23 protein-coding genes are annotated in these 23,746 nt (G+C 61.7%); 10 read left to right on the forward strand and 13 right to left on the reverse strand.

What is annotated here, in order from left to right; translation table 11 throughout:
- Nucleotides 1-47: 47 nt before the first annotated feature.
- The 3 genes from AC1D2G_RS05905 to AC1D2G_RS05915 all read right to left on the reverse strand — a co-directional run bounded on the left by AC1D2G_RS05905 (nt 48) and on the right by AC1D2G_RS05915 (nt 2,791).
- Nucleotides 48-908, reverse strand: coding sequence for a C40 family peptidase (locus AC1D2G_RS05905; RefSeq protein ID WP_477412650.1), 861 nt, complete (start codon nt 906-908; stop codon nt 48-50).
- A 95-nt stretch (nt 909-1,003) separates the two neighbouring features.
- On the reverse strand, nt 1,004-1,354 hold the full coding sequence (locus tag AC1D2G_RS05910; RefSeq protein WP_056588405.1) for a MarR family winged helix-turn-helix transcriptional regulator: 351 nt from the start codon (nt 1,352-1,354) through the stop codon (nt 1,004-1,006).
- A gap of 72 nt (nt 1,355-1,426) precedes the next feature.
- Complete coding sequence (locus AC1D2G_RS05915) at nt 1,427-2,791, reverse strand: leucyl aminopeptidase family protein (protein ID WP_477412652.1); 1,365 nt, start codon at nt 2,789-2,791, stop codon at nt 1,427-1,429.
- A gap of 124 nt (nt 2,792-2,915) precedes the next feature.
- On the opposite strand from AC1D2G_RS05915, the gene AC1D2G_RS05920 reads away from it, so the two are divergent.
- Complete coding sequence (locus tag AC1D2G_RS05920; RefSeq protein WP_457151535.1) at nt 2,916-3,737, forward strand: tetratricopeptide repeat protein; 822 nt, start codon at nt 2,916-2,918, stop codon at nt 3,735-3,737.
- Between the two features lie 174 nt (nt 3,738-3,911).
- Here AC1D2G_RS05920 and AC1D2G_RS05925 read toward each other — a convergent pair whose 3' ends face one another.
- From AC1D2G_RS05925 to AC1D2G_RS05965, 9 genes are all read right to left on the reverse strand, one after another.
- Nucleotides 3,912-4,934 (reverse strand): type II secretion system F family protein, encoded by a 1,023-nt coding sequence (locus AC1D2G_RS05925; RefSeq protein WP_457151533.1) that lies wholly within the window; start codon nt 4,932-4,934, stop codon nt 3,912-3,914.
- 9 nt (nt 4,935-4,943) lie between these two features.
- Nucleotides 4,944-5,957: a type II secretion system F family protein gene (locus AC1D2G_RS05930; RefSeq protein WP_477412654.1), complete on the reverse strand. Its 1,014-nt coding sequence runs from the start codon at nt 5,955-5,957 to the stop codon at nt 4,944-4,946.
- A gap of 20 nt (nt 5,958-5,977) precedes the next feature.
- A complete protein-coding gene (locus AC1D2G_RS05935) occupies nt 5,978-7,483 on the reverse strand; it encodes a CpaF family protein (RefSeq protein ID WP_477412656.1) in 1,506 nt (501 codons plus the stop codon).
- A gap of 29 nt (nt 7,484-7,512) precedes the next feature.
- Complete coding sequence (locus AC1D2G_RS05940) at nt 7,513-8,796, reverse strand: CpaE/TadZ family protein (protein ID WP_457153295.1); 1,284 nt, start codon at nt 8,794-8,796, stop codon at nt 7,513-7,515.
- Between the two features lie 43 nt (nt 8,797-8,839).
- Nucleotides 8,840-9,577, reverse strand: a complete 738-nt coding sequence (locus tag AC1D2G_RS05945) for a CpaD family pilus assembly protein (protein WP_457153294.1) — start codon at nt 9,575-9,577, stop codon at nt 8,840-8,842.
- 12 nt (nt 9,578-9,589) lie between these two features.
- The gene (locus AC1D2G_RS05950; RefSeq protein ID WP_095082367.1) at nt 9,590-11,107 is read right to left on the reverse strand and encodes a type II and III secretion system protein family protein; all 1,518 of its coding nucleotides are present in this window, start codon (nt 11,105-11,107) and stop codon (nt 9,590-9,592) included.
- A complete protein-coding gene (cpaB, locus tag AC1D2G_RS05955) occupies nt 11,104-11,919 on the reverse strand; it encodes a Flp pilus assembly protein CpaB (RefSeq protein ID WP_457153293.1) in 816 nt (271 codons plus the stop codon). The genes AC1D2G_RS05950 and cpaB overlap by 4 nt, the downstream gene beginning before the upstream one ends.
- 214 nt (nt 11,920-12,133) lie before the next feature.
- On the reverse strand, nt 12,134-12,652 hold the full coding sequence (locus tag AC1D2G_RS05960; RefSeq protein WP_095082371.1) for an A24 family peptidase: 519 nt from the start codon (nt 12,650-12,652) through the stop codon (nt 12,134-12,136).
- Between the two features lie 185 nt (nt 12,653-12,837).
- Nucleotides 12,838-13,014 carry a Flp family type IVb pilin gene (locus AC1D2G_RS05965; protein ID WP_184877599.1) on the reverse strand — a complete coding sequence of 59 codons (177 nt, stop codon included), beginning with the start codon at nt 13,012-13,014 and terminating at the stop codon, nt 12,838-12,840.
- Nucleotides 13,015-13,341: 327 nt separating this feature from the next.
- On the opposite strand from AC1D2G_RS05965, the gene AC1D2G_RS05970 reads away from it, so the two are divergent.
- The 3 genes from AC1D2G_RS05970 (at nt 13,342) to AC1D2G_RS05980 (ending at nt 15,141) form a co-directional block, all read left to right on the forward strand.
- A complete protein-coding gene (locus AC1D2G_RS05970; protein ID WP_095082375.1) occupies nt 13,342-13,764 on the forward strand; it encodes a pilus assembly protein N-terminal domain-containing protein in 423 nt (140 codons plus the stop codon).
- Between the two features lie 138 nt (nt 13,765-13,902).
- The gene (locus tag AC1D2G_RS05975; RefSeq protein ID WP_477225343.1) at nt 13,903-14,484 is read left to right on the forward strand and encodes a TadE/TadG family type IV pilus assembly protein; all 582 of its coding nucleotides are present in this window, start codon (nt 13,903-13,905) and stop codon (nt 14,482-14,484) included.
- 45 nt (nt 14,485-14,529) lie between these two features.
- A complete protein-coding gene (locus tag AC1D2G_RS05980; protein ID WP_477393437.1) occupies nt 14,530-15,141 on the forward strand; it encodes a TadE/TadG family type IV pilus assembly protein in 612 nt (203 codons plus the stop codon).
- Nucleotides 15,142-15,172: 31 nt separating this feature from the next.
- Here AC1D2G_RS05980 and AC1D2G_RS05985 read toward each other — a convergent pair whose 3' ends face one another.
- Nucleotides 15,173-16,138 carry a phosphate/phosphite/phosphonate ABC transporter substrate-binding protein gene (locus AC1D2G_RS05985; RefSeq protein ID WP_477412658.1) on the reverse strand — a complete coding sequence of 322 codons (966 nt, stop codon included), beginning with the start codon at nt 16,136-16,138 and terminating at the stop codon, nt 15,173-15,175.
- A 280-nt stretch (nt 16,139-16,418) separates the two neighbouring features.
- Here AC1D2G_RS05985 and AC1D2G_RS05990 point away from each other — a divergent pair, with 280 nt between their 5' ends.
- From AC1D2G_RS05990 to dnaN, 6 genes are all read left to right on the forward strand, one after another.
- The gene (locus AC1D2G_RS05990; RefSeq protein WP_477412660.1) at nt 16,419-17,660 is read left to right on the forward strand and encodes a phosphopentomutase; all 1,242 of its coding nucleotides are present in this window, start codon (nt 16,419-16,421) and stop codon (nt 17,658-17,660) included.
- Nucleotides 17,653-18,543, forward strand: a complete 891-nt coding sequence (gene mutM / locus AC1D2G_RS05995) for a bifunctional DNA-formamidopyrimidine glycosylase/DNA-(apurinic or apyrimidinic site) lyase (protein WP_477412661.1) — start codon at nt 17,653-17,655, stop codon at nt 18,541-18,543. The genes AC1D2G_RS05990 and mutM overlap by 8 nt, the downstream gene beginning before the upstream one ends.
- Nucleotides 18,544-18,673: 130 nt before the next feature.
- The gene (locus AC1D2G_RS06000; RefSeq protein WP_477412663.1) at nt 18,674-19,447 is read left to right on the forward strand and encodes an enoyl-CoA hydratase; all 774 of its coding nucleotides are present in this window, start codon (nt 18,674-18,676) and stop codon (nt 19,445-19,447) included.
- Between the two features lie 160 nt (nt 19,448-19,607).
- The gene (gene rpsT / locus AC1D2G_RS06005) at nt 19,608-19,874 is read left to right on the forward strand and encodes a 30S ribosomal protein S20 (RefSeq protein WP_095084274.1); all 267 of its coding nucleotides are present in this window, start codon (nt 19,608-19,610) and stop codon (nt 19,872-19,874) included.
- A gap of 911 nt (nt 19,875-20,785) precedes the next feature.
- On the forward strand, nt 20,786-22,261 hold the full coding sequence (gene dnaA / locus AC1D2G_RS06010) for a chromosomal replication initiator protein DnaA (RefSeq protein ID WP_477305279.1): 1,476 nt from the start codon (nt 20,786-20,788) through the stop codon (nt 22,259-22,261).
- Between the two features lie 305 nt (nt 22,262-22,566).
- On the forward strand, nt 22,567-23,685 hold the full coding sequence (gene dnaN, locus AC1D2G_RS06015) for a DNA polymerase III subunit beta (RefSeq protein ID WP_095082385.1): 1,119 nt from the start codon (nt 22,567-22,569) through the stop codon (nt 23,683-23,685).
- Nucleotides 23,686-23,746: the final 61 nt, after the last annotated feature.

Raw genomic sequence — 23,746 nt, forward strand, 5'->3', positions numbered from 1 at the left:
GGTGGGCAATCGCCAAGAAGAATCGGAACAAAAGGGGATCGAAGGCCTTAAGGCCGCCGAAAGCCGGTCGGGCCGCCATAGAGGTAGCCGATGCGGGCGATCGCCTCCTTCAGCCCTTCGCGCGACACCAGCATGGTGTGGCCATTGGCATGGATCATCGTATCGGTATCGGTCATGACGGCGACATGGCCTTTCCAGAAGACGAGGTCGCCGCGCCGCAACCCGGTGTAATCGGGGCCAGGATCGAGCGGCTCGCCGAGAGTCGCCGCTTGCATGTCAGAATCGCGCAGCACGTCGCTTCCGGTCATGCGCATCGCCAGTTGCACAAGGCCCGAACAGTCGATGCCGAAACCCGAAGCGCCGCCCCACAGATAAGGTGTGCCGAGCAACATCTCGGCCACCGCAACATAGTCGGCTGCCGCATTACCGACAGGCCGCAGATGGCCGGCGATGATCGCCTCGCCGGAAGGCAGGACGGCATAGTGCGTGCCGCGCGTTTCGGCTGCACCCGTCACCGCAACCGTCGATCCCATCGACAATTGTCCGGCGATCGGAAACCGCAGATCCGGCGCGGGGTAGAGGAAGGTGCGCGGCACCGACACGATATGGGTCGCCGCCTGATCCCGCCCGCCCAGCATGGTATCGGCGACGTAACCGACATAACCATCGCGCTCGGCCTGGATCCAGGCCCAGCCTTCGGCGACCTCGAAGACGAGGACATCATCGCCGAACAGGGCTTGCGTGTTGACGCCGGCATCCGGCCGCGGCGCTTTGCGCACATCGGCCACGGACGCGGTGATCCGCGCCGGCCGGCCGGCGACGAAGCGGTCGGCGGCGACCTCGCCCTTCAGCCGCGCATCGGCAAGGTCGGAACGGAAAGCGTGAAGGCGGGCATCCCTGGCGGTCAAATCAGCAACTCTGCTTTGTTATGTTGACGCATGATCTTGTCCGAAAAACTGGTTCCCGCTTCTTGCTGCGCTGACCTGCGGTTCGGGATCGTGCTTTAGATGGGCAATTCGTGGGCCTTGGCAATGATACCATCGCCGAAGCGCTCGACAAAGAGCGCGCCCTCGACCGTGCGCCTGATCAGCACATTGCGCTTGTCGAGCTCGTCGCGATGGCGCGACACGAGCTTCAACGCACCCATCGTGTCGAGCGCGCGGGTGATCACCGGCTTGGTGACATTGAGGCGGGCGGCGAGCCCGCGCACCGTGTGCGGCGGCGGATCGAGATAGATGGTGAACAGGATCGCCGTCTGGCGCATGGTCAGGTCCGGCGCGTCGTCGCGCACCTGCGACAGCATCACTTGCTGCCACAGTCGCAAGGCCTGGCTCGGGCGCATGGCAATCGACATCCGAGCAGCATGACGGCAAATTGTTTCGGTTCCGTTTCAGTTTCTGCAATTTGCCGGCTCTGCTTGTCGCTATCAGCCAAAGCGTTTCGAGATGATCCGCTCCAGCGCGCGAATGCCCTGCGCCTCGCCGCCCGCGGGGCCATACGCACGGTCGGCGGGGTTCCAGGCGAAGATGTCGAAATGCGCCCAGCCGACGGTCTTTTCGACAAAGCGCTTGAGGAAGAGTGCCGCCGTGATCGAGCCGGCGAAACCGTCCGTGGTGACGTTGTTGATGTCGGCGATCTTCGACGACAGTTTTGCATCGTAAGGCCGCCACAACGGCATGCGCCACAGCGGATCTTCGGCGGCGACGGAAGCCGCCGCCAGGTCGGACGCCAGTGCGTCGTCGCCGGTATAGAAGGGTGGCAGGTCGGGGCCGAGCGCGACACGGGCTGCCCCGGTCAGCGTCGCCATATCGACCAGAAGCTGCGGTTCCTCCTCGTCGGCCAAGGCCAGCGCATCGGCCAGCACCAGTCGCCCCTCGGCGTCCGTGTTGCCGATCTCGACGGTGATGCCCTTGCGGCTCGTCAGCACGTCGCCCGGCCGGAAGGCGTTGCCGGCGATCGAATTCTCGACCGCGGGAATGAGCACGCGCAGACGCACGTTCAGCCTGGCGGCCATGATCATCGATGCGAGACCAAGCACATTGGCCGCGCCGCCCATGTCCTTCTTCATCAACAGCATGCCGGACGACGGCTTGATGTCGAGACCGCCTGTGTCGAAACAGACGCCCTTGCCGACTAGCGTCACCTTCGGCGCGCCCTGCGGCCCCCATCTCATGTCGATCAGGCGCGGGGCGCCGGTCGACGCGCGACCGACGGCATGGATCATCGGGAAATTCCGGTCGAGGAGATCGTCGCCCGTCACCACCGAGATTTCGGCACTGTGCGCTGCGGCGAGGCTCCGCACCGCCTTCTCCAATTCTTCCGGACCCATGTCGCTGGTCGGCGTGTTGACCAGATCGCGTGTCAGGAAGACGCCATCGGCAATGCGGCGAACGCGCCCGGCATCGACGCCGGCCGGCAATACGAAGCGGAGCGCCTTGCCGGGTTTCTTGCCATAACGGGTAAAGGCATAGCCGCCGAGCACCAGTGCGGTTGCCGCCAACTCCGGCTCGGCCGGCGCGGAGGCGAAATGCCAATCGCCTTCCGGCAAGGCTTTCGACAACGCACCAAGAGCGAGTGCGCCCTCGCCATCGCCGATACCGAACAAGGCGCCGCCGAGGGCTCCCTTTTCGCCGGGCACGACCAGCGTCCTGCCTGCCTCGCCTGAAAAGCCGTTTGCCCTGGCCCAGGCGACCGCGGCAGGCGCAAGACCGGCTGCTTCCAGCCCATCCCTGGCGACCAGATGGACCGGCAGCGCGCCCGGCAGTTTCTTTTCGACGAGTTCGACAGGCATTCGATGTTCTCCGTGCGGCGCCCTTGAGTCGCCATTCTTAACCGTCCGTTAGGGTTAACAGAATATTTCTTCGGGAGGGAAGATGGCCACGCAATGGCCGCGTATGAATGGAGGCCCGGTGCCGATGCCGACCAACCGCACGATCAATGCCACGGGAAAACGGTTCATCACCACGGCGCTCGTGCTGGCGCTCGCGGCCAGTGTCGCCGGTTGCGCAACCGACAAGTTCACCACCGGTTCGATCGGACGCAACAGCGGCAAACCGCTGGAGGCCATGTCGGGCGGGGAACTGCACACTGCAACGGCGGCACTTGGCCAATCCTACGCCAGGAACCCCACCGACAAGCGTATCGCCACCAATTATGCGGCGGCGCTGCAGATGGATGGCGACGCCGACCAGTCGCTCGCCGTGATGCGCAAGCTGGCGATCGCCCTGCCGAAGGATCGCGACGTGCTCGCCTCCTATGGCAAGGCGCTGGCTGCCAATGGCCAGTTCGAGGCCGCACTGGACGCCGTGCGCCGCGCCCAGACACCGGAATATCCCGACTGGAGGCTGGTATCGGCCGAAGCGGCCATTCTCGACCAGATCGGCCAGAAAGACGACGCGCGCCAGCTTTATCGCAAGGCTCTCGAACTAAAGCCGAACGAGCCTTCGGTGCTCTCCAATCTCGGCATGTCCTACGTGCTGGAAGGTGACCTGCGCACCGCCGAAACCTATATGCGCTCCGCCGCGCAGCAGCCGAACGCAGACAGCCGGGTGCGCCAGAACCTGGCGCTGGTCGTCGGCCTGCAGGGCCGTTTCGACGAAGCCGAGAAGATCGCCTCGCAGGAACTCTCGCCCGAACAGGCACAGGCAAACGTCGCCTATCTGCGCCAGATGCTGGCCCAGCAGAACGCCTGGAGCCAGCTCAAGGACCAGGACAAGCCAAAGTCCGCGACCAACTAGATCTCGTCGCGCCGAACTCGCTTTAAGTCTTTGTTTGATGCATGTCGTTGGCCCAATACCGCTGCGTTCTTGTGCGACATGCTATGGACGACAATCTGCGACAACCTTGAAATGAAGAAGCCGCGCTACGTTCAGCGCGGCTTCTTCATTTCTGATGCGGGACGAGCCTCGCCTCTATTGCGCTGTCGATGATGGTGCCGAACGATCGCCGAAGATGCCGCGCTGGCTGACCTGAATGCCGGCGGGGCCCAGAATGATCGCGAAAAGCACCGGCAGGAAGAACAGGATCATCGGCACGGTGAGCTTCGGCGGCAAGGCCGCCGCCTTCTTCTCCGCCGCGTTCATGCGCATGTCGCGGCTTTCGGCGGCCAGCACGCGCAGTGCATGCGCCACCGGCGTGCCGTAACGTTCGGCCTGGACGAGTGCCTGCGACACCGACTTGACCGATTCCAGGCCGGTGCGGCTTGCCAGGTTCTCGTAGGCCTGCCTGCGCTCCTGCAGATAGGAAAGCTCGGCGTTGGTGAGGATGAATTCTTCCGCCAGCGCCACCGATTGCGCGCCGATCTCGTCGGCGACCTTGCGCAGGGCCGCTTCCACCGACATGCCCGATTCGACGCAGATCAGCATCAGATCGAGCGCATCCGGCCACGCCATCTGGATCGACTGCTTGCGCTTGGTAGCGCGGTTGTTGACGTAGACGACCGGAGCGTAGAAGCCGCCATAGGCAACGAGGATGCAGACGAACACCCTGATGACCAATGGCTTGTCGGGCAATCCTCCGAGTACGAAGGTGTAGATTGCGCCCAGCGCGAAGCCGACAAAAGGAAGCACGAGACGGAAGAAAAGAAACCGCGTCAGCGGGTTCTGTCCGCGAAAGCCGGCGACCTTGAGTTTCTGCAATGTGCCCTCATCGGCGAGCGCGCGCCTCAGATCCAGCCGGTCGACTATGTTGCGCATACCAACCGACTGTTCCTCGCGCAGGCCCTTGCGACGGCGATCCGCTTCGACGGCAAGCCGGGCGCGCTGCTTGGCACGCAGTTCGTCGCGTTCCAGCGCGACGGTTTTCATGCGTGACTTGAGCTGGTTTCCGCCAAACGCCGGCAGCAAGGTGAAAACGGTCGCAAACACCGCTATGGCGACCAGCATCGCGATCAGGAAGCTCGGATCGGTCAGGGATTTGATGACTTGGTCGGTCATGCCAGCATCCTAGACTTCGAAGTTCATCATCTTGCGCATCACAAAGATGCCGATCGACATCCAGACCGCCGAGCACCCAAGGATCAGGTGTCCGACGTTGGTGACGAACAGCGGCATCAGGTAGTTCGGGCTCGACAGGTAGACGAGAAACGCAACGATGAAAGGCAGCGCACCGATGATGGCGGCGGACGCTTTCGCTTCCATCGACAGTGCCTGGACCTTGGCTTTCATCTTCTTGCGATCGCGAAGCACGCGCGAAAGATTGCCCAGCGCCTCGGATAGGTTGCCGCCAGCCTGCGATTGAATCTGGATGACGATGCCGAAGAAGCTCGCCTCCGTGCAAGGCATGGTTTCGGGCATGCGCAAGGTCGCATCGGGGATCGACAGGCCCATCTGCTGGGAATCGACGATACGACGAAATTCGGTCTTCACCGGTTCGGGAGATTCGTTGGCTATCAGGCGCACGGCGTCGTTCAGCGGCAGGCCGGACTTGACTGCACGCACGATGATATCGAGCGCGTTTGGAAATTCGTTGAGGAATGCCTTGACGCGGCGGGCGCGACGAAACGAGACGAACCAGCGCGGCAGGCCGAATGCGCCGGCCAGCAGCACGCCCGGCAGAACGAGCCGCGGCGCTCCGGCCACAAAGGCAACCATCGTCAAAGCGAGGCCGCATATGGCGGAGTATACATAGAAGCGCTCGACGGTGATCTTCAGGCCAGCCTGACGGAGTTGGGCTTTCAGCGGTGGTTTCTTGACCCTGCTGTCGTTGGTTTTCTGCTTTGCGTCGAGCTCGTTCAGCGAATCCTGAACCGACTTGCGCCGCTTGACGGCTTCCGCCGCACGGTCACGCGAGGCCTTGACGACGGAGCGATCAGTCTCGGCGGACTTGATCGTTTCAAGCCGCTTGCCGACCTGTTTCTCGTTGCTGATCCGGGTGAACAGGAATGCATAGGCGACCGCGCCGGCGCTAAAGCCGGCGAGCACGACAAACGCCAGTACTGTGCCGTCAATTCCAAACATTGGCTAGAACCCTCACGCCGTCAGTCAGCGCGTTTCTCCATCGCTTCGAGCGCAGTGGCGAGGCGCTGCTCCTCGCCATAGTAGCGAGCCCGGTCCCAGAAATGCGGACGACCGATGCCGGTCGATACATGCTCTCCCAGCAGCCTGCCATTGGCGTCCTCGCCCTTGATGTTATAGAGGACGATATCCTGCGTGATGATGACGTCGCCCTCCATGCCGATCACCTCGGTGATGTGGGTGATGCGACGCGATCCATCGCGCAGGCGCGCCGCCTGGATGATCACGTCGATGGAGCCGACGACGATTTCGCGCACGGTTTTCTGAGGCAACGAATAACCGCCCATCGCGATCATGGATTCGATACGGTTCAGGCACTCGCGCGGGCTGTTCGAGTGGATCGTTCCCATCGAACCGTCATGGCCGGTGTTCATTGCCTGCAGAAGGTCGAACACCTCGGGTCCGCGCACTTCGCCGACGATGATGCGCTCGGGACGCATGCGCAGGCAGTTCTTGACCAGGTCACGCATCGTTACCTCACCCTCGCCCTCCAGATTGGGCGGGCGGGTTTCGAGGCGCACGACATGCGGCTGCTGCAATTGCAGCTCGGCCGAGTCCTCGCAGGTGATGACGCGCTCCTCGCGGTCGATATAGTTGGTCAGGCAGTTGAGCAAAGTCGTCTTGCCCGAGCCGGTACCGCCCGAGATGACGATGTTGCAGCGAACACGACTGATGATCTTGAGAACTTCGGCTCCCTGCGGTGAGATGGCGCCGAACCTGACCAGCTGATCCAGGGTCAGCTTGTCCTTCTTGAATTTGCGGATGGTGAGCGTGGCACCGTCGATGGAGAGCGGCGGCGCGATGACGTTGACGCGTGAGCCGTCGGGAAGACGCGCGTCGCAGATCGGGCTGGATTCGTCGACACGGCGGCCAACCTGGCTGACGATGCGCTGGCAGATGTTGAGGAGCTGCTGGTTGTCGCGAAAGCGGATGCCGGTCTGTTCGACCTTGCCGTTGACTTCGATGTAGACGTTCTTGGAGCCGTTGACCATGATGTCGGCGATGTCATCGCGCGCCAGCAACGGCTCGAGTGGCCCATAGCCGAGCACATCGTTGCAGATGTCCTCGAGAAGTTCCTCCTGCTCAGCGATCGTCATCGCGAAATTCTTGATCGCGATGATGTCGTTGACGATGTCGCGAATTTCTTCGCGTGCGCTTTCGGGATCAAGCTTGGAGAGCTGCGACAGATCGATGGTGTCGATGAGCGCGGAGAAAACCTGGCTCTTGGTGTCGTAATAGGATTCGCTCTTTTCGCGTTGGACCCGCTTCAGGTCCGGTGCCGATGACGGCGCATCGATTGTGCGGCGCGCCGGCGGCGCGACAGGTGCGCTTGGCGGAGGCGCAGCGGGGCGGGCAAGCACCGCCGTATCCGCAGAACTTACGGCCGCCGGCGCAACCGGGGTCGGTGCCGGCTGGCGAAATTCCGGCGTGAACCGGCTTCCGTCGTCGCTGCCTCTTTTACCAAACATGATCTGCTACCGATTCCACCGCTGAAACGTCATTTCTTGTTGCGCGAGAGCCTGCCAAGCAGATTGCCAAGCCCTGCCTTCTTCTTCGTCTTGATTTCACTGCGCCCAGTCAGCACGTGCGCGATTTCGTTGATCATCGCGACAACCGAGTTCTTGGCATCCATTTCGCCAAGCATGCGCCCGTTGTTGGCGGCATTGCCGAACAGCAACGGATCAAAGCCAATGACCGACATCGGCGTCAGGCCGAGCGGCTCGGTGAAATCGGACGGTGAAATCTCCGGGCGCTTGGGAACGCCGGCCTGGTTGATGATCAGCTTCGGCGGGGGGTCGTTGGGACGAAGCCGCTTCAACATGTCGACCATGTTCTTGGTGTTGCGCAGATTGGCCAGTTCCGGCGTCGCCGTGATGACGATCTCGTCGGCCTTGATCAGCGTGTTCTTGGTCCAGCCCGTCCAGGCATGGGGAATATCGAGCACCAGTAGCGGCACGCTGCGCTGGGCGGTGTCGATGAGCTGCGCGAAGGCTTCGGGATCGAAGTCATAGACCCTTTCGAGCGTCGAAGGGGCTGCCAGCAGCGACAGGTGTTCTGCGCACTGGGTCAGCAGACGGTCGAGATAGACTTCATCGATGCGCTCCGGCGAAAACACCGCCTCGGCGATGCCTTGCGCCGGATCCCGGTCGAAATTGATGTTGGCCGTACCGAAAGCGAGGTCGAGATCGGCGACGACCACCTCGGATTTGAACAGGGTGGACATCGCCCAGGCCACATTGTGGGCAATCGTGGAGGAACCGACGCCGCCCTTGGCGCCGACAAAGGCGATCGAGCGGCCGAGCGGCTCGGCTTCCGGATCAATGAAAATCGACGACACCACGCTGACGATGTCAGCCATCGACACAGGTGCGATCACATATTCGGAAATGCCGGAGCGGATGAGCTCGCGATAGAGACCGACATCATTGTAATGACCTATCACCACCACCTTCGAGGTCGGATCGCAATATTCCGAGAGCTGGGCGAGTTGCTCCAGCAATTGCTTCGGCTCGCTGCGCGATTCCAGCAGGATAAGATTGGGCGTCGGCGCCGACTGATAGAATTCGATGGCGGTGGGGACGCCGCCCATATGCACCTTGAGATGCGCCTTCGTCATGCGGCGGTCCTCGCCGGCGCGCTCGACCGGATTTGCAACGCCCTCGGTCTCGCAGAATGCCTGGATCGAGATGCGCGGGATCGGCCGCAATGCCTGCATCGCGGCGATGTCTTGCTGCGAAGTATCGCTGCCATCCACCGGGGCGTCGTAGGCAAGGTTGCTCATGATCATACTCTTTCGCGTGGCCTGTTCTGTCCGAGACGGCGGCTCAGAAATCTACTTCCGAATTGCTAAGGAACTCGCCCGAGATGCCCCTCTGACGGTAGACATCGATCACCGCGCCGCGATTTTCAGCATCGATGTCGGTAGATTTGCGCGGGCCGAGCAGATCGGCCGGGTTGGCCATCTGCGCGGCGAGATTGTTCTGATAGGAGCAGCCGAAGTCGGCATAATGCTTGTTTTCCGAGGTCTCGACCAGGTCAGCTGGCCAGCGTCCGCATTTGTCGGTCTGGGCTCTGACCGAGACAAAGGAGACGCGAACCGGCGAGGAGATCTCGCTCGAGGCGGCCTGATAGGAGGTGACGACGACCCGGTTGCGCTTGACACCGGCGGCGACCGCGAGCCGGGCGAAATCGCGGGCCGCCGCCGTCGCGGCGACCTCGTTGGCCGACCCGCTCGGGACCTGGATCGTCAGCGTCGGGGCGGCACTCTTGTCATAGCTGTCGAGGAAGCCCAGAAGCGTGTCGCGCTGCGATCCGGTCATGCCGCGATCGCCGGCGCCGACAGGCAGGTCGATCTTCTGGTTCTTCTCCGCGATCACGATCGGATGATTGGTACGATAATCATCCGGAATCGCACCGACGGTGACGCTGTCGCGATTGGCGCAGCCGGACAGCAGCGCCGCTACCGCAATTGCCAGGACCGGAACGGCTCGCCCGCAAATCCGCGAACGGCCAAAGCGCATCGTCGTGGCGATGGTGCTTGCCTTCAATGCTGACTGAGACATATCCGCTCCCGCCTATTTGTAGATGAAGCCGACAACGCCATGGTAACGGCCGTTGGGCTTGTCAGTCTGCATGGTGCCGTAGACGCGATTGACCCTGCCAAGGAACATGGCGGCGCCATCGCTGGCAGCGTTGAAATTGTCGTCCGGCTTGGCAAGGTCGTTGCGTGCCACGGGCCGTGCGAGATACGGCGTGATGATGATCACCAGCTCGGTTTCGTTGCGCACGAAATCCCTGCTGCGGAACAGCGCGCCGAGCACGGGAATCTTTGTCAGCCCTGGCAACCCGTTGACGGCTTGCCTGACATCGTCGCGAACCAGGCCGGCGATCATCATGGAGCCGCCCGAGGGCAGTTCAACGGTCGTATCGGCAAGGCGCTTGCGCAGTGACAGGGCATTCATGCCGGGGCTGGTCACGCCACTGGAAAACGAAACCGACCCTTCCGTTGTCGGCTCGGAAACCGAGGTTCTGACTTTCAGGCTTATGCGGCCGGGAGACAACACCACCGGCTGGAATTCCAGACCGATGCCGTACTCGATCTTGTCGACGCTGTAGGTCTTCAGGCCGGTCTGGTTGTCGGTCGATACATTCTGGGAGACGCCGCTCACCATGTTGTATTCACCACCGACCTTGAAGGTCGCCTTCTCGCCGGACACGGCGGTCAAGGTCGGCTCAGCCAGTGTCTTCATGACGCCGGACTGCTCCATGGCGTTGATATAGGCCTGCAGCCCCGAGGCGCCGATGTTGAAGCCCGAATTCGACAGCTGCTTGCCGAGGCCGGTGAAATTGTCGCTGACCGCGCCGTAGCTGATGCCGTTGCTGCCGCCACTGCCGACCATGTTGACGCCGAGCTGCTTCATCACCGAGCGGCTGACTTCGGCGACCGTCACCTTCAGCGTGACCTGATCGTCGCCGATGATCTGAAGCAGGTTGACGATCTTGCTGGTGCGGCGTTCCTGGTCCGGATTGTCGATCTGGACACCGTTCTGCGCCGAACCGCCGGCCGCGGTCTGCGAATATTGTCCCGTGGTCGCTTCACCGCCCGACACGAAGATCGTCGCCAGGTCGACGGCGCGTTTTGCGTCCAGCGGCGTGTCGACCGTCCCTGTCAGGACGACGTTGTCATTCAGCAGTTCCACCTTGATTGCCGACGTTGGAATGAAGCGCTTGATATAGTCTTCAAGGCCGGCAACGTCGCGTTCGACAGCCAGATCCAGGCTGACGATCTGCTCGCCATTCGGACCGAAGACAAAGATGTTCGTCTCGCCGACCGCCTTGCCGAACAGATAGATACGCCTTGCGGTGCGGGTCACCGCATCGGCAACCGCCGGGTTGGCGACGAGAATATCGTAGGCATCGCTCGGCAGGTCGATGACCACCGACTTGTTGAGGCCAAGCTTGACGCGCTGGGTTGCCGTCGATGCAGTGACCTGCGCGTTCTTTGCCTCGACAACGCCTTGCAGATTCGTCCCGATGAGCAGCAGGCTGAATGCCGCGGCTACAATTGCCGGCAGTTTACCACTTAGCCTCATTTCCTTGCCCCCACTTCGGAAACTTCGCCCGACTTGATCAGCCTCACCGTTCCCCTGCGGCCATTGCCGGAAACGAGATAGTCAGCCTCGCCCAGATTCTTTTCCTGGGTGTCCGCGACCGCCCGTAGCGCCAGGGTCAGGCGATCCGCCATCTGCTGGGCAACGGTGATGATCTCCGCCTGACGCGGTGTCAGTTCCAGCGTGGCTGTCTGGCCCACCCTGGTCTTCTTGCCTTCCTCGTCCTCCTGAATGGTCTGGTCGATTGCCAGGACGCGGATGTTCTTGAGGATGGTTTCAGTGTTGAAACTGGTGGCGCCGCCGCCGCTGGCATCGCCCCTGCGGGTCATGATGACATCGACGAAGTCGTTGGGAAGAATGAAGCCGCCGGCCGACGTGTCGGCCGAGATGGCGGTGGCGACCGCCCGCATGCCGGAAGGCAGGATCGACGACATGAAGCTCTGCCCCTCGCCGATCAGCTTGGAACGCCGCAGAGGCTCTCCGGCGTACATCGCCACGCGGGCAACGGAGCCCTTCAGCTTTTCCAGCGCCTCTGGCTCGGCGGTGCGGGTGATGAAATTCGCGTTGATGCCGTCGGCGGGCCAGGATTGCCAGGCGATGTTTTTCTCGAGCGGACTGCCCATCGGAACGTCGCCCGAAAGCACTAGCACATCCTGCAGCGACACCGCCGGCGCCTGGGGCCCGGAGTCGACGACGATCTGGGGCGGCGGTGCCACCATATTCTTCGCGACATAACCGGCACCACCCGCCGCGGCCACCGCCACGCTCAGAATTATCAATCGCGATGCTGGCATCTGTCCGAACCCTTGCCCTGGCAAACCACGTAGCCAAGCCGGACTTTGCAGCGGCAATCGTCAAAACAAGGTTAATGTAATGCTTACGATCGTGATTAATTTAACGTTTACATAAATTAGCCGGAATGTGGCCTGACCGGCCAAAACGGGCCGTCCCGGCGTTGTCGAAAGCCGGCTGCGGCAATGCTGGTGGATAACCGAAATCGGATCGTGTTCAGGTCGCCAGCCTGGTCAGCGCCCAGACCATCAAGGGCGAATCCGGATAGGTCAGCAACCCACCGAGGCCAAGCGCGATGCCGTAGGGAACCCCATTTGACTCTTCGGCGAAATGGCGCAGAAACGGATTTTGGCCGGTAACGGCCGCAAGCAGCGATTTCCGGTAGAGGAGGATGGCGAGCGTCAGCAGGCCGCCGATGATTGTCGAGACCACAAGATATTCGACGAGATGTATATTGAGACCCATCCACATCGCGGAGGCGGCCAGCAGCTTGGCGTCGCCACCACCCATGCCACCCATTGCAAACAGGCCGAACGTCACGGCCAGGACCAGGGCGCCAGTGGCGATATGTCCGCCATAGGCTGCCCATTCCATACCCGTCAGCGGCGCAACCAGCGCGAAAACAACAACAAGCAGCACCGGCACGCGATTGGCGATCGTCATCGACAGCATGTCGGAGATCGCGGCAAACAGCATGCAGAACGGAAACACGACGAAGATCAGGGCTTCAAGCATCGGCGCTATGCCTATTGTCCGATTTCACAGGGCTCAATCTAGCCATGTTCGATTAACGATTGGTGAGGCCCGGAACGAAAAGGCGACTGGTATTGGCAGCGGAATAGAGAAGGGCCGCCACGCGGCAGCCCTTCTCCAGAACGTGATCCAAGCGCTCAGCGCCCAGCGCTCAGCTATGCGGCATATTAGCTGCCGCTGCTGTTCAGGGTGTTTCCGATAGCCAGGAACTTGGTGTTGAGTGCATTGCCGAGCGCGCCAGCGCCAGTGATGATGGCGAGCGCGATGAGAGCGGCGATCAGACCATATTCGATAGCGGTCGCGCCGGATTCGTCCTTCACAAAACGTGCGATGAGATTAGACATTCGAGAGCTCCTACTCCACGTGTTACAGCACTTCCGTCAACTTCTGCGTTGGTTGATCGGATACTGGCAATCTAGGGAGAAGCTCTTTCGATCGGCTTAATAAACAGCCTTACCGATTCCTTTCCTGGTTCGAATATATTGCGTGGTTAACCCAGCACTAAATGCCGGCCGGCCCCATCCGTTTGCAGGGGTCGATGGTGGGGAGATCGCGCTCCGCAGGCAATCAAGTTGGCACGCCGCACCCTTCGACCAGGGTGTCCGCTTAACCGTTGGTTCACCAATCTCGTTCATGTTCCGTTGATCAGTCTGCTTGCGTGGAGCGCCTCAATGGCCCAGCCGAGATCGTCAATCGTGATTGCTGCGCTTCTTGTCGCCGCGAGCTTCGTCGCGCCCGCCATGGCCGGGGCCGGCATCGAGGTCACGATGAACCAGGCCAAGATCGTCAAACTGTCGCGTCCCGCCGATACGATCGTGGTCGGCAATCCGGCAATCGCCGACGCTTCCGTACAGGACGCCTCGACGATCGTGTTGACCGGCAAGGGTTTCGGCGTCACCAATCTGGTCGTGCTCGATACGGACGGCAGCCCGATCGTCGACGAACAGGTTACCGTCGTGCGGCAGGCCGCCTCGTCGGTGCGTATCTATCGCCGTGCAGAAATACAGACCATGTCCTGCACGCCCTATTGCGAAAGCTCCTATAAGAGTGATGCGGAGAAATCCTCCGAGGCTGAGATGAACGGCACCCGATAGGATGGCGCGGTGGAATGCCGTTCAGGTTATCGGCTGGTTAAGACGCCATCGACGACTTTAACGATCATTCAAACCGGGCCTCAATTGGTTTGCGCTAATACGCCTTCCGAGACCGCATAGAGATCGGCAGGATCAGACATGAGCAAGGAATTCGGCTCCGCAGACGAGCACAAAGCGAGACGCCCAAGGTTTTTCGCTCGCTTCCTTCGCGACCGGCGCGGCAGTACGGCAATTGAATTCGGAATCCTTGCAATCCCGTTTGCGCTGCTTGTCTTTGCCATTCTGGAAAGCTGCATCGCATTTGCCGGCCAGGAAGTGTTGTCCAACATCACCGACGATGTCGCTCGCCGCTTGCGCACCGGCCAGTTAAGGGCGGCCGACGTCGCCGGAGACAATTTGAAGAACATGATCTGCAACAAACTGGAGATCATCGTCTCGCAGGATTGTCCCAATCAGCTGGACGTCGATCTTCGCCAATATACGACGTTCGCCGCCGCCGCCGCGGCCGGCTTCAAGATACAGGCTGGCCAAGTCGTCCTGACCAACGGCGGCGCCAACCAGTCCTTTGCTGTTACGGCGGGTGCTGCGGAATCGAAGAACATGCTGCGGGTCTTTTACAAATGGCCGATCATGACCGATCTACTGGCCCAGTCGATGGGCGGCAACAAGACCCTGCATTTCGCGTCGGTAACCTGGCAGAACGAGCCGTTCGACAATTGAGTTCGAGGCGGATGCACGAGCAGTAAAAGAAAGAGGGCAATGGGCATGACGCGTGCGGGGGCACATCTCAAGACTTCAGGAATTTGGCGCAAAGCAATTCGATTCGGGTCCGATCGCCGCGGTATCGCGGCAGTCGAGTTCGCCTTGATCATGCCTCTTCTGCTGTCCATGTATTTCATCACCATGGAGGCGTCACAAGCCATCGAGACCAGCAAGAAGGTCAGTCGTCTCGGCAGCATGGTGGCCGATCTCGTCACCCAGCAGACGACAGTCGTCAAGGCGGATATCGACGCCATCATGGCGATCGGCGCCGTCACCCTTCAGCCCTACAACCGCTCGGTCCCGAGCATCACCATCACGGCCATACAGGTCACGACCGACGCAACGCCGCTGGTGCAAGTGGTGTGGTCGCGCAAGCTGGTCAATGGCGTCGCCAGCACTGGCCCCACCACCACCACGGTTCCAGCAAAACTCAAGGTCGCCGGCACCTTCCTCATTCGCGTCGACAGCACTCTTGGCTACAAGCCGGTCATCACCTGGTCGGCGGGCAGCCAACAGAAGCTTGGATTGACCACGGCTTTCAACGCCCTGACGATGGGCGAGTCCTACTATCTGCGTCCGCGTAGAAGTGTGACGATCCCTTGCGGCGATTGCTGAACCGCTCGCAAAACCGCTCCAAAGCCTCGCGTTACTGCCCCGGACCACTGCCCGCGACGAAGCGCACGACAGCGGCGGCCATGTCGTAATCCTTTGGCACCACGATAGCGAAGCCACCGGAATGCTTTGATTCCAGGAGATCGTAGATGTCTGGCGTCATCGACTTGAGGTTGGTGAGGAAGACGGTGAGCCGGCGCTTGGCTTCCGGATCGAGGTCGCTGCGGACGGCATGGGGACCATATCTCAGCAGGCCTGACGCCCATACGACCTGAAGCGCCGCTGCCGAAAGCCCCGTCGCTTCGAGCCTCGCCTGGGTGCCCGATGCTTGGGTGCCAGATCCTTGGGTGCCCGACGCTTGAGCGCCCGATGCTTCCGGCTGGCCGTCGGCAGCAGCCGTCACCCAGCCGAACAGGCCATCGGCCTTGCCATCGAGCAGCATCGTTTCCGCCGCAGCAGCCGACTCGGCATGGACCAGAAATGGTGCATCTTGCGCAATCTTGCGGCCTTCCGCTGTCAACGCCGCCAATGGCAACAGAGAACCGCCGACGCTGTCCGAAGGGGGCATGGCGATGCGATGGCTTTCCATTGCCGCCAGATCAGGCAGTTTGCCGTCCCGCGTCAGCAGAACCGAGCGGATGCCGATCGCGCCGTCAAAATCGACCGGAGCCACAAGCGGCTCGACGCATCCGCAGCGTTGCGACGCCGTCGCGTAGGCGGTCGCCGAATAGATCGCGTATTCGATGCGGGCATTGGCCTGCGCCTCGATCAGCGCGGCATAGTCGCGGGCAACGACAATCTCGACCTTCATCCCCAAGGCCTTGGTATAGGCGTCGGTCAACCGTGCCAGCCCCGGAACGGTGTTGCCGGCGCCTGGCTCGGCAACAATGCCGATGCGGAACGTGCCGATATCATCGCGCCAGTCGGCATGCGCCGGATTGGACCAGAGCGCACCCTGCACCAGCATGAGAGCCGCGTATGCCTTCAGGGTAACCCTCATGACAGAACCGCCGTCTGCTTTCCTTGATCCATGCCCTTGCCCGCCGCATCGTTGCGACATGCCAAAACCGCCACGCACCATGCATGTCGTTGCCCCAAAAGCGCCGCGCACTTTTGGGCGACATGCATTCTCAGTTTATGCGTGTCGTTGCCCCAAAGCCGCGGCGCACTTTTGGGCGACATGCATCGGACTATCATGCCTGGTCGTTGCCGTTTGGTTTCCGAATTGCCAACGAAGTCGCGGAACCCTATGTCTGGGCGTTCAAACTGGCAACAATTCGATGGCGCGCGCTTTCCTCTTCGTTCTGGACTCCTTCGGCATCGGCGGGGCGGCCGACGCCGACCGCTATGGCGACGCAGGTGCCAACACATTCGCGCACATCACGGAAGCCTGTGCCGAAGGCCGCGCGGATCGCGAAGGGCTTCGCAGTGGACCGCTGTTTGTCCCCTACATGGCCTCGCTCGGGCTTGGCAAGGCTGCCGAAACCGCCACGGGACTGGGCTTCGCCAGCAGCGGCACGGATCTGCTCACCACGGCCTTCCACGGCGCGGCGCAAGAGGTTTCGAGCGGCAAGGACACGCCGTCGGGCCATTGGGAAATCGCCGGCCTGCCGGTGCGATTCGACTGGGGCTATTTCCCGGATACGGTTCCCGCCTTTCCAGCGGATCTGACCGAGTCGATCATTCGCGAGGGCAAGGTGCCGGGCATTCTCGGCAACTGTCATGCGCCGGGCACCGAAATCATCGAGCGGTTCGGCGAGGAGCACATCCGTACCGGCAAGCCGATTTGCTACACGTCGGTCGACTCGGTCCTGCAAATTGCCGCGCATGAAACCCATTTCGGCCTCGAGCGGCTTTATGAATTCTGCAAGGTGGTGCGCAGACTGGTTGACCCGCTGAGGATCGGGCGGGTGATTGCACGGCCGTTCGTCGGCGAAACCACCGCGACCTTCGAGCGAACCTACAACCGTCATGATTACGCGGTGCCGCCACCGGAGCCGACCCTGCTCGACCGGCTGACGGCGCGTGGCAGCCGTGTCATCGCGATCGGCAAGATCGGCGACATCTTCGCCCATCGCGGAATTTCGCAAGTGCGCAAGGCGGCGGGCAACATGGCCATGTTCGACGAGGCGCTGGGCGCGATGGATGATGCCGGCGATGGCGACCTCGTCTTCGCCAATTTCGTCGACTTCGACACCGAATTCGGGCATCGCCGCGACGTTGCGGGTTATGCTGCAGCGCTCGAGGCCTTCGACCGGCGGCTGCCGGAGGCATTTGCGAGGCTGCGGCAGGGCGATCTTCTCATCCTGACGGCCGACCATGGCAACGATCCGACCTGGCGCGGTACCGACCATACGCGCGAACGCATTCCGGTGATCGGCACCGGACCGGCTTTCAAGGGCGGTGACATCGGACTGAGAACGACATTCGCCGACATCGGTGAAACCGTGGCCGAGCATCTTGGGCTGGCACGCGGCCGTTACGGCACGTCTTTCTATACGACGATTGGCGGCCATGCCTGAATTGCCCGAGGTCGAAACGGTCCGGCGTGGGCTGCAGCCGGTTCTGGAAGGTGCCACCATCACCCGTGTCGAGGCGCGCCGACCGGATCTGCGCTTTCCATTTCCCGAAAGATTCTCGCAGCGACTGACCGGCAAGACGATCACCGCGCTTGGCCGCAGGGCCAAATATCTGACGATGGACGTTGAAGGCGGTCCGGTGCTGATCTGCCATCTCGGCATGTCGGGCTCATTCCGCATCGAGACGGCGGATGGCAGCGACATGCCTGATATCTTCCACCACGACCGCTCGAAGAGTTCCAACCACGACCACGTCGTCTTCCATGTCGTATCCGCGGGTGGCTCCAGTTCGCGCGTGATCTTCAATGATCCGCGCCGCTTCGGCTTCATGTTGTTTGCCGAAGGGCCGCCGGACGTCCATCCGATGCTGGCCGGGCTCGGAGTTGAGCCAACCGGCAACACATTGGACGGCGCGCTGCTTGCCTCATTGATGAAGGGGCGGCGATCACCGCTGAAGGCAGCGCTTCTCGACCAGAGACTGATCGCCGGGCTCGGCAACATCTATGTCTCGGAGGCGCTGTGGCGCGCCAGCCTGTCGCCGCTGCGCGAGGCGGGCACGATCGCCAAGCCCGGGAAGAAGGCCCAGGCCCAAAGCGAGCGCCTCGCCGAAGCCATTCGCTCGGTGATATCAGATGCGATCGCGGCCGGCGGATCCTCGCTCCGGGACTATATGCAGGCCGATGGATCGCTGGGCTACTTCCAGCATTCCTTCGCCGTCTACGACCGCGAGGGCGAGCCTTGCTCGAAACCCGGCTGTAGCGGCCACATCGAGCGGATCGTGCAGAGCGGCCGATCGACCTTCTATTGCCGGACGTGTCAGCGGTGAGTTAGAGCAATTCCAGGAAAAGCGCCTAGCGCCTTTCCTCGGGGAATTGCCTCAAAACAAAGAGTTAGAGCGGTTCTACGTTTCCGTGAAACGATGAACTGGACGATGGGCGAGCGAGGAGAAGCAAGTCATGGCCTATGAGACGATCATCACCGAAGCGCGCGGCAAGGTCGGGTTGATCACGCTAAACAGGCCGCAGGCGCTCAACGCGCTGAATTCCCAGATCCTGGTTGAACTGGTGGCAGCCGTGAACGGTTTCGGCGCCGATGCCGGCATCGGCGCAATGGTCATCACCGGTTCCGAAAAAGCCTTCGCCGCCGGCGCCGATATCAAGGAGATGCAGGCAATCTCCTATGTGGATGCGTACTGCCAAGACTTCTTCGTCGGCTGGGAGGAGTTTACGCGGGCACGGAAGCCGATCATCGCTGCGGTGGCCGGCTATGCGCTGGGCGGCGGCTGCGAGCTGGCGATGATGTGCGACTTCATCATTGCCGCCGACACGGCCAAGTTCGGCCAACCCGAAATCACACTCGGCGTCATTCCAGGCATGGGCGGGTCGCAACGGCTGACCCGCTTCGTCGGCAAGTCGAAGGCGATGGACATGTGTCTGACCGGGCGGATGATGGATGCAGCCGAAGCCGAGCGTTCGGGCCTGGTGTCGCGGGTCGTGCCTGCCGGCGAGCTCGTCGAGGAGGCATTGAAGGCGGCTGCCAGGATCGCCGACTTCTCGCTGCCATCGGTGATGATGGCCAAGGAGGCTGTCAACCGCGCCTTTGAGACAACGCTCGCCGAGGGATTGCGCTTCGAGCGCCGACTGTTTCACTCGCTGTTCGCGCTCGAGGACCAGAAGGAAGGCATGGCGGCCTTCACCGAGAAGCGGAAGCCGAATTTCAGCAACCGCTGACGCCAGTTTGATAGCTGCCAAAAAGAAGGCCAGGCAGCGTTGACGCGCCGGAAAAGCTGAACTATAAGCCGCACCAACCGAGGCGGCCCCGTGGCTGCCCGTTTGTTTTTTGCGCCCTGCGGCATCCCGCATGCGCCGACCAGATCAGAAGAGAGGCATCATGGCCAATACATCCTCGGCCAAAAAGGCAACGCGCAAGATCGCACGCCGCGCGGCGGTCAACAAGAACCGTCGCTCGCGCGTCCGCACCTATATCCGCCAGGTCGAAGAGGCACTTGCCTCCGGCGACAAGGCTGCCGCACAGGCTGCGTTCAAGATTGCGGAGCCGGAATTGATGCGCGCCGCAACCAAGGGCGTGATCCACAAGAACACGGCGTCCCGGAAGGTGTCGCGACTGGCCCAGCGGGTCAAGGTTTTGTCTGCCTGACATCACGTCCTGGACTGACGTTCTGAGAACCCGGCCGATTGTGCCGGGTTTTTTCGTTTGCCGGCAAGCACTTAAAAAGAATGGCCGGAAACGGCCCTTTGGCGGCTCGAAATGCTTTGCCGGCACTGCCATGCAGGTTGATCGCCGGTATCCCTGAAAAGGGTTCACTTGAAAAAAGTCGCCACTCAGAAATAATCTATACTTTTCAAATAGTTGCGGACAGTCGTCCACAGCTTGTTCACATCGGGCCGGGGGGATGGGGGACAAGTCGCTGTCAAGCGAATTATTTCATAAAATTTCGTGACGGGCCGGCTTTTTCATATTCGCCGGAAAAGAGTTTGAATCACAATGGCTTTGTTAAAAAGTGCCGTAGCGGCACGCCACTCGAACCCGCCTCCACTAACCAGATTCCTTAAAAATCAGTTAGTCCCGGCCTTGCCCTATCCACAGCGATTTCGGTAATGTCGGTCTATCGAAAGGGACGGGCTCCGGGCCTTAACCCAGCTTGTAACGGCCAGCTTAAATTGGCGGGATTTGCAACGCGGATCAAGTCCGTGGACGGCTTTGGTTTGTCTTTTTCGATACGGTAGGGGACTGGCGTAACTAGACATGGCAGGTAGACGGCGCGCCGGCGCACTTTTCGCCGGATGGTGTCGTATTGCCCAGACATACCCAACGCGGACTGGCTTCCATGGGCCGGCACCGGTTTCCCCCGAATATTGGCGATGTCATCTGCCTGCGGCGGCAGCACGCATCGTAGCGAAGACGCAGTTGCCGGGACACGGGTGCAGGGGCGCACCCCCGGTGGAAACAGGGTACGGAAGGACAAGGAAAAGACCATGCAGAGCGGCATCGAACGGGAGCTTACGGGCGACCTCCCATTTCCTGGAACTTTGACCGGAGCAAACGACATGGCGGTGTCCAGCGACGCGGAACAGAAGTTCGATCGGGTCAAGACCCAGTTGAAGGCGCGCCTGGGAACTGAAGTTTATTCGAGCTGGTTCGGCCGCATGAAAGTCGCGGAGGCTTCCAAGGGCATCATCCGCATCTCGGTGCCCACCGCTTTCCTGCGCTCATGGATCAACGGTCACTATCTCGACCTCATTTCCGAGTTGTGGAAGCAGGAGGATCCCGATCTCCTCAAGATCGAGATCGTTGTGCGGACGGCGACCCGCCAGGGGCACAGCCATGCCGAGCCGGAAGTGGCGCCTGCGCGAGCCAAGATGACGCGGCAGACGCAGACGGCGCTCGCCGCCGGCACTGTCAGCCCCGGCCGGACTGAGCGCGCACCGGCTCCGCGTCCGGGCACACCGGTCGAGAGCGAGTTCCGGCACAATGTGCTCGGCTCGCCGCTTGATCCGCGCTACACATTCGGCTCCTTCATCGAGGGACCGTCGAACCGGGTGGCCTTCGCCGCCGCCAAGGCAGTTGCGGAATCGCAATCCAGCGCGGTGCGCTTCAACCCGCTTTTCCTTCACGCAACCGTCGGGCTCGGCAAGACACACCTGTTGCAGGCGATCGCCGCGGAATCGCTGAAGCAGAACCCCAAGTCGCGCGTCGTCTATCTCACGGCCGAGTATTTCATGTGGCGCTTTGCCACCGCGATCCGTGACAACAATGCGCTGACGCTCAAGGAACAGCTGCGCGACATCGACCTGCTCATCATCGACGACATGCAGTTCCTGCAGGGCAAGTCGATCCAGCATGAATTCTGCCACCTGATCAACATGTTGCTCGACAGCGCCAAGCAAGTCGTCGTTGCCGCCGACCGGCCGCCGTCGGAATTGGAATCGCTCGAACCGCGGGTCCGGTCGCGCCTCAATGGCGGCGTCGCGCTTGAAATGTCGGCGCCCGATTTCGCCATGCGCCTTGGCATGCTCAACTTGCGCCTTGCCACCGCGAGGGTCGATGACGCATCGCTCAATATTTCGGAGGAGATCCTCAATCACGTCGCCCGCACCGTGACCGGCAGCGGACGCGAGCTGGAAGGGGCGTTCAATCAGCTGCTGTTCCGCCAGTCCTTCGAACCGCAGATCACCATCGACCGGATCGACGAGATCCTCGGCCACATCTATCGCACCGGCGAGCCGAAGCGGGTTCGTATCGAGGACATCCAGCGCATCGTCGCGCGCCACTACAACGTGTCGAAGACCGAGTTGCTGTCCAACCGGCGCACGCGCACCATCGTCAAGCCGCGGCAGGTGGCCATGTACCTGTCGAAGGTGATGACGCCGCGCTCCCTGCCCGAGATCGGACGCCGTTTCGGCGGTCGCGATCACACCACGGTGCTGCACGCCGTGCGCAAGATCGAGGACCTTTCGGGCAACGACAATACTCTGGCGCAGGAACTCGAGCTCCTGAGGCGGTTGATCAACGACCAGGCCTGACCGGTCTGGCGAGGACGAAACCAGAACAGCACCGGAATTCAATGACTTGCCGGTGCGGTCCTGGATCCGAAATGGGTTCGTGGTGTCGCCTGGGGGCGATCCGGAATTTGGTTTTGCGACACCGGCTCGCGGACTTCGTGGCCTTTATCCCCAGAAAGCCCGCGTAGCCGGCCTGAACCGGTGTGGCGGGCTTGCGTTTGCTGGTTTTTTCCTGTCAGTTTACGCAGATTCTGAGCCTGTTCAGACCTTTCGCGGGGCGCCGCTTACTGGTGACCCGTCATTCATTCAAGCGAGCCTGTTTCGTCATGCGTGTTATCCTGGAACGGTCAAATCTCCTGAAGTCGCTCAACCACGTCCACCGTGTCGTCGAGCGGCGTAACACCATACCGATCCTGTCCAACGTGCTGCTCAGCGCCGAGGGCGCCAGCCTCGAAATGAAGGCGACCGACCTCGACCTGGAGGTGACGGAAGCGACGCCCGCCAAGGTGGAGCGCGGCGGGGCGACGACGGTTCCGGCACATCTGCTCTACGACATCGTGCGCAAGCTCGCCGACGGCGCCGAGGTGATGCTGAAGACGGACGAGGATGGCAACGCCATGACGGTGACGTCCGGCCGTTCAAGCTTCCGCCTCCAGTGCCTGCCGCAATCCGATTTCCCCGAGCTTTCGGCCGGATCCTTCTCGCATATCTTCCGTCTCGACTCGGTTGCCCTGAAGGGCCTGATCGAGAAGACCCAGTTCGCCATCTCCACCGAAGAGACGCGCTATTATCTGAACGGCATCTACCTGCACACGCATGAGGTCGGCGGCAAGCTGAAGCTGCGCTCGGTGGCGACCGACGGCCACCGCCTGGCACGCGCCGAGATCGACGCGCCGGCGGGTTCCGAGGGCATGCCGGGCATCATCATTCCGCGCAAGACCGTGAGCGAGCTGCAGAAGCTGGTCGACGATCCGGATGTCGCGGTCACCACCGAACTGTCCGACACCAAGATCCGCTTCACCATCGGCAGCGTGGTTTTGACCTCGAAGCTGATCGACGGCACCTTCCCGGACTATCAGCGGGTCATTCCGACCGGTAACGACAAGAGGCTGATCATCGACCGCCAGAGTTTCGCCGCCGCTGTCGATCGCGTCTCTACCATCTCCTCCGAACGCGGCCGCGCGGTGAAGCTTTCGATCAGCGACGGTCAGGTGACGCTTGCGGTCAACAATCCGGATTCAGGCAGCGCCACCGAGGAGCTGGCCGCCGACTATTCGTCCGATCCAATCGAGATCGGCTTCAACGCCAAGTACCTGCTCGACGTTGCCGCGCAGCTGACCGGCACGGAGGCCAAGTTCATGCTGGCCGACGCGGGTTCGCCGACTCTGATCCACGACATGGCCGACGAGACCGCGCTTTACGTGCTGATGCCGATGCGGGTCTAGCCGGCGCGGCGTCACCAATCAGGCCCGCGACTGGACCGGCAGCGAGAATTATGGTTGCGGC

It is taken from the genome of Mesorhizobium sp. P2_C7 (genome assembly GCF_056404515.1).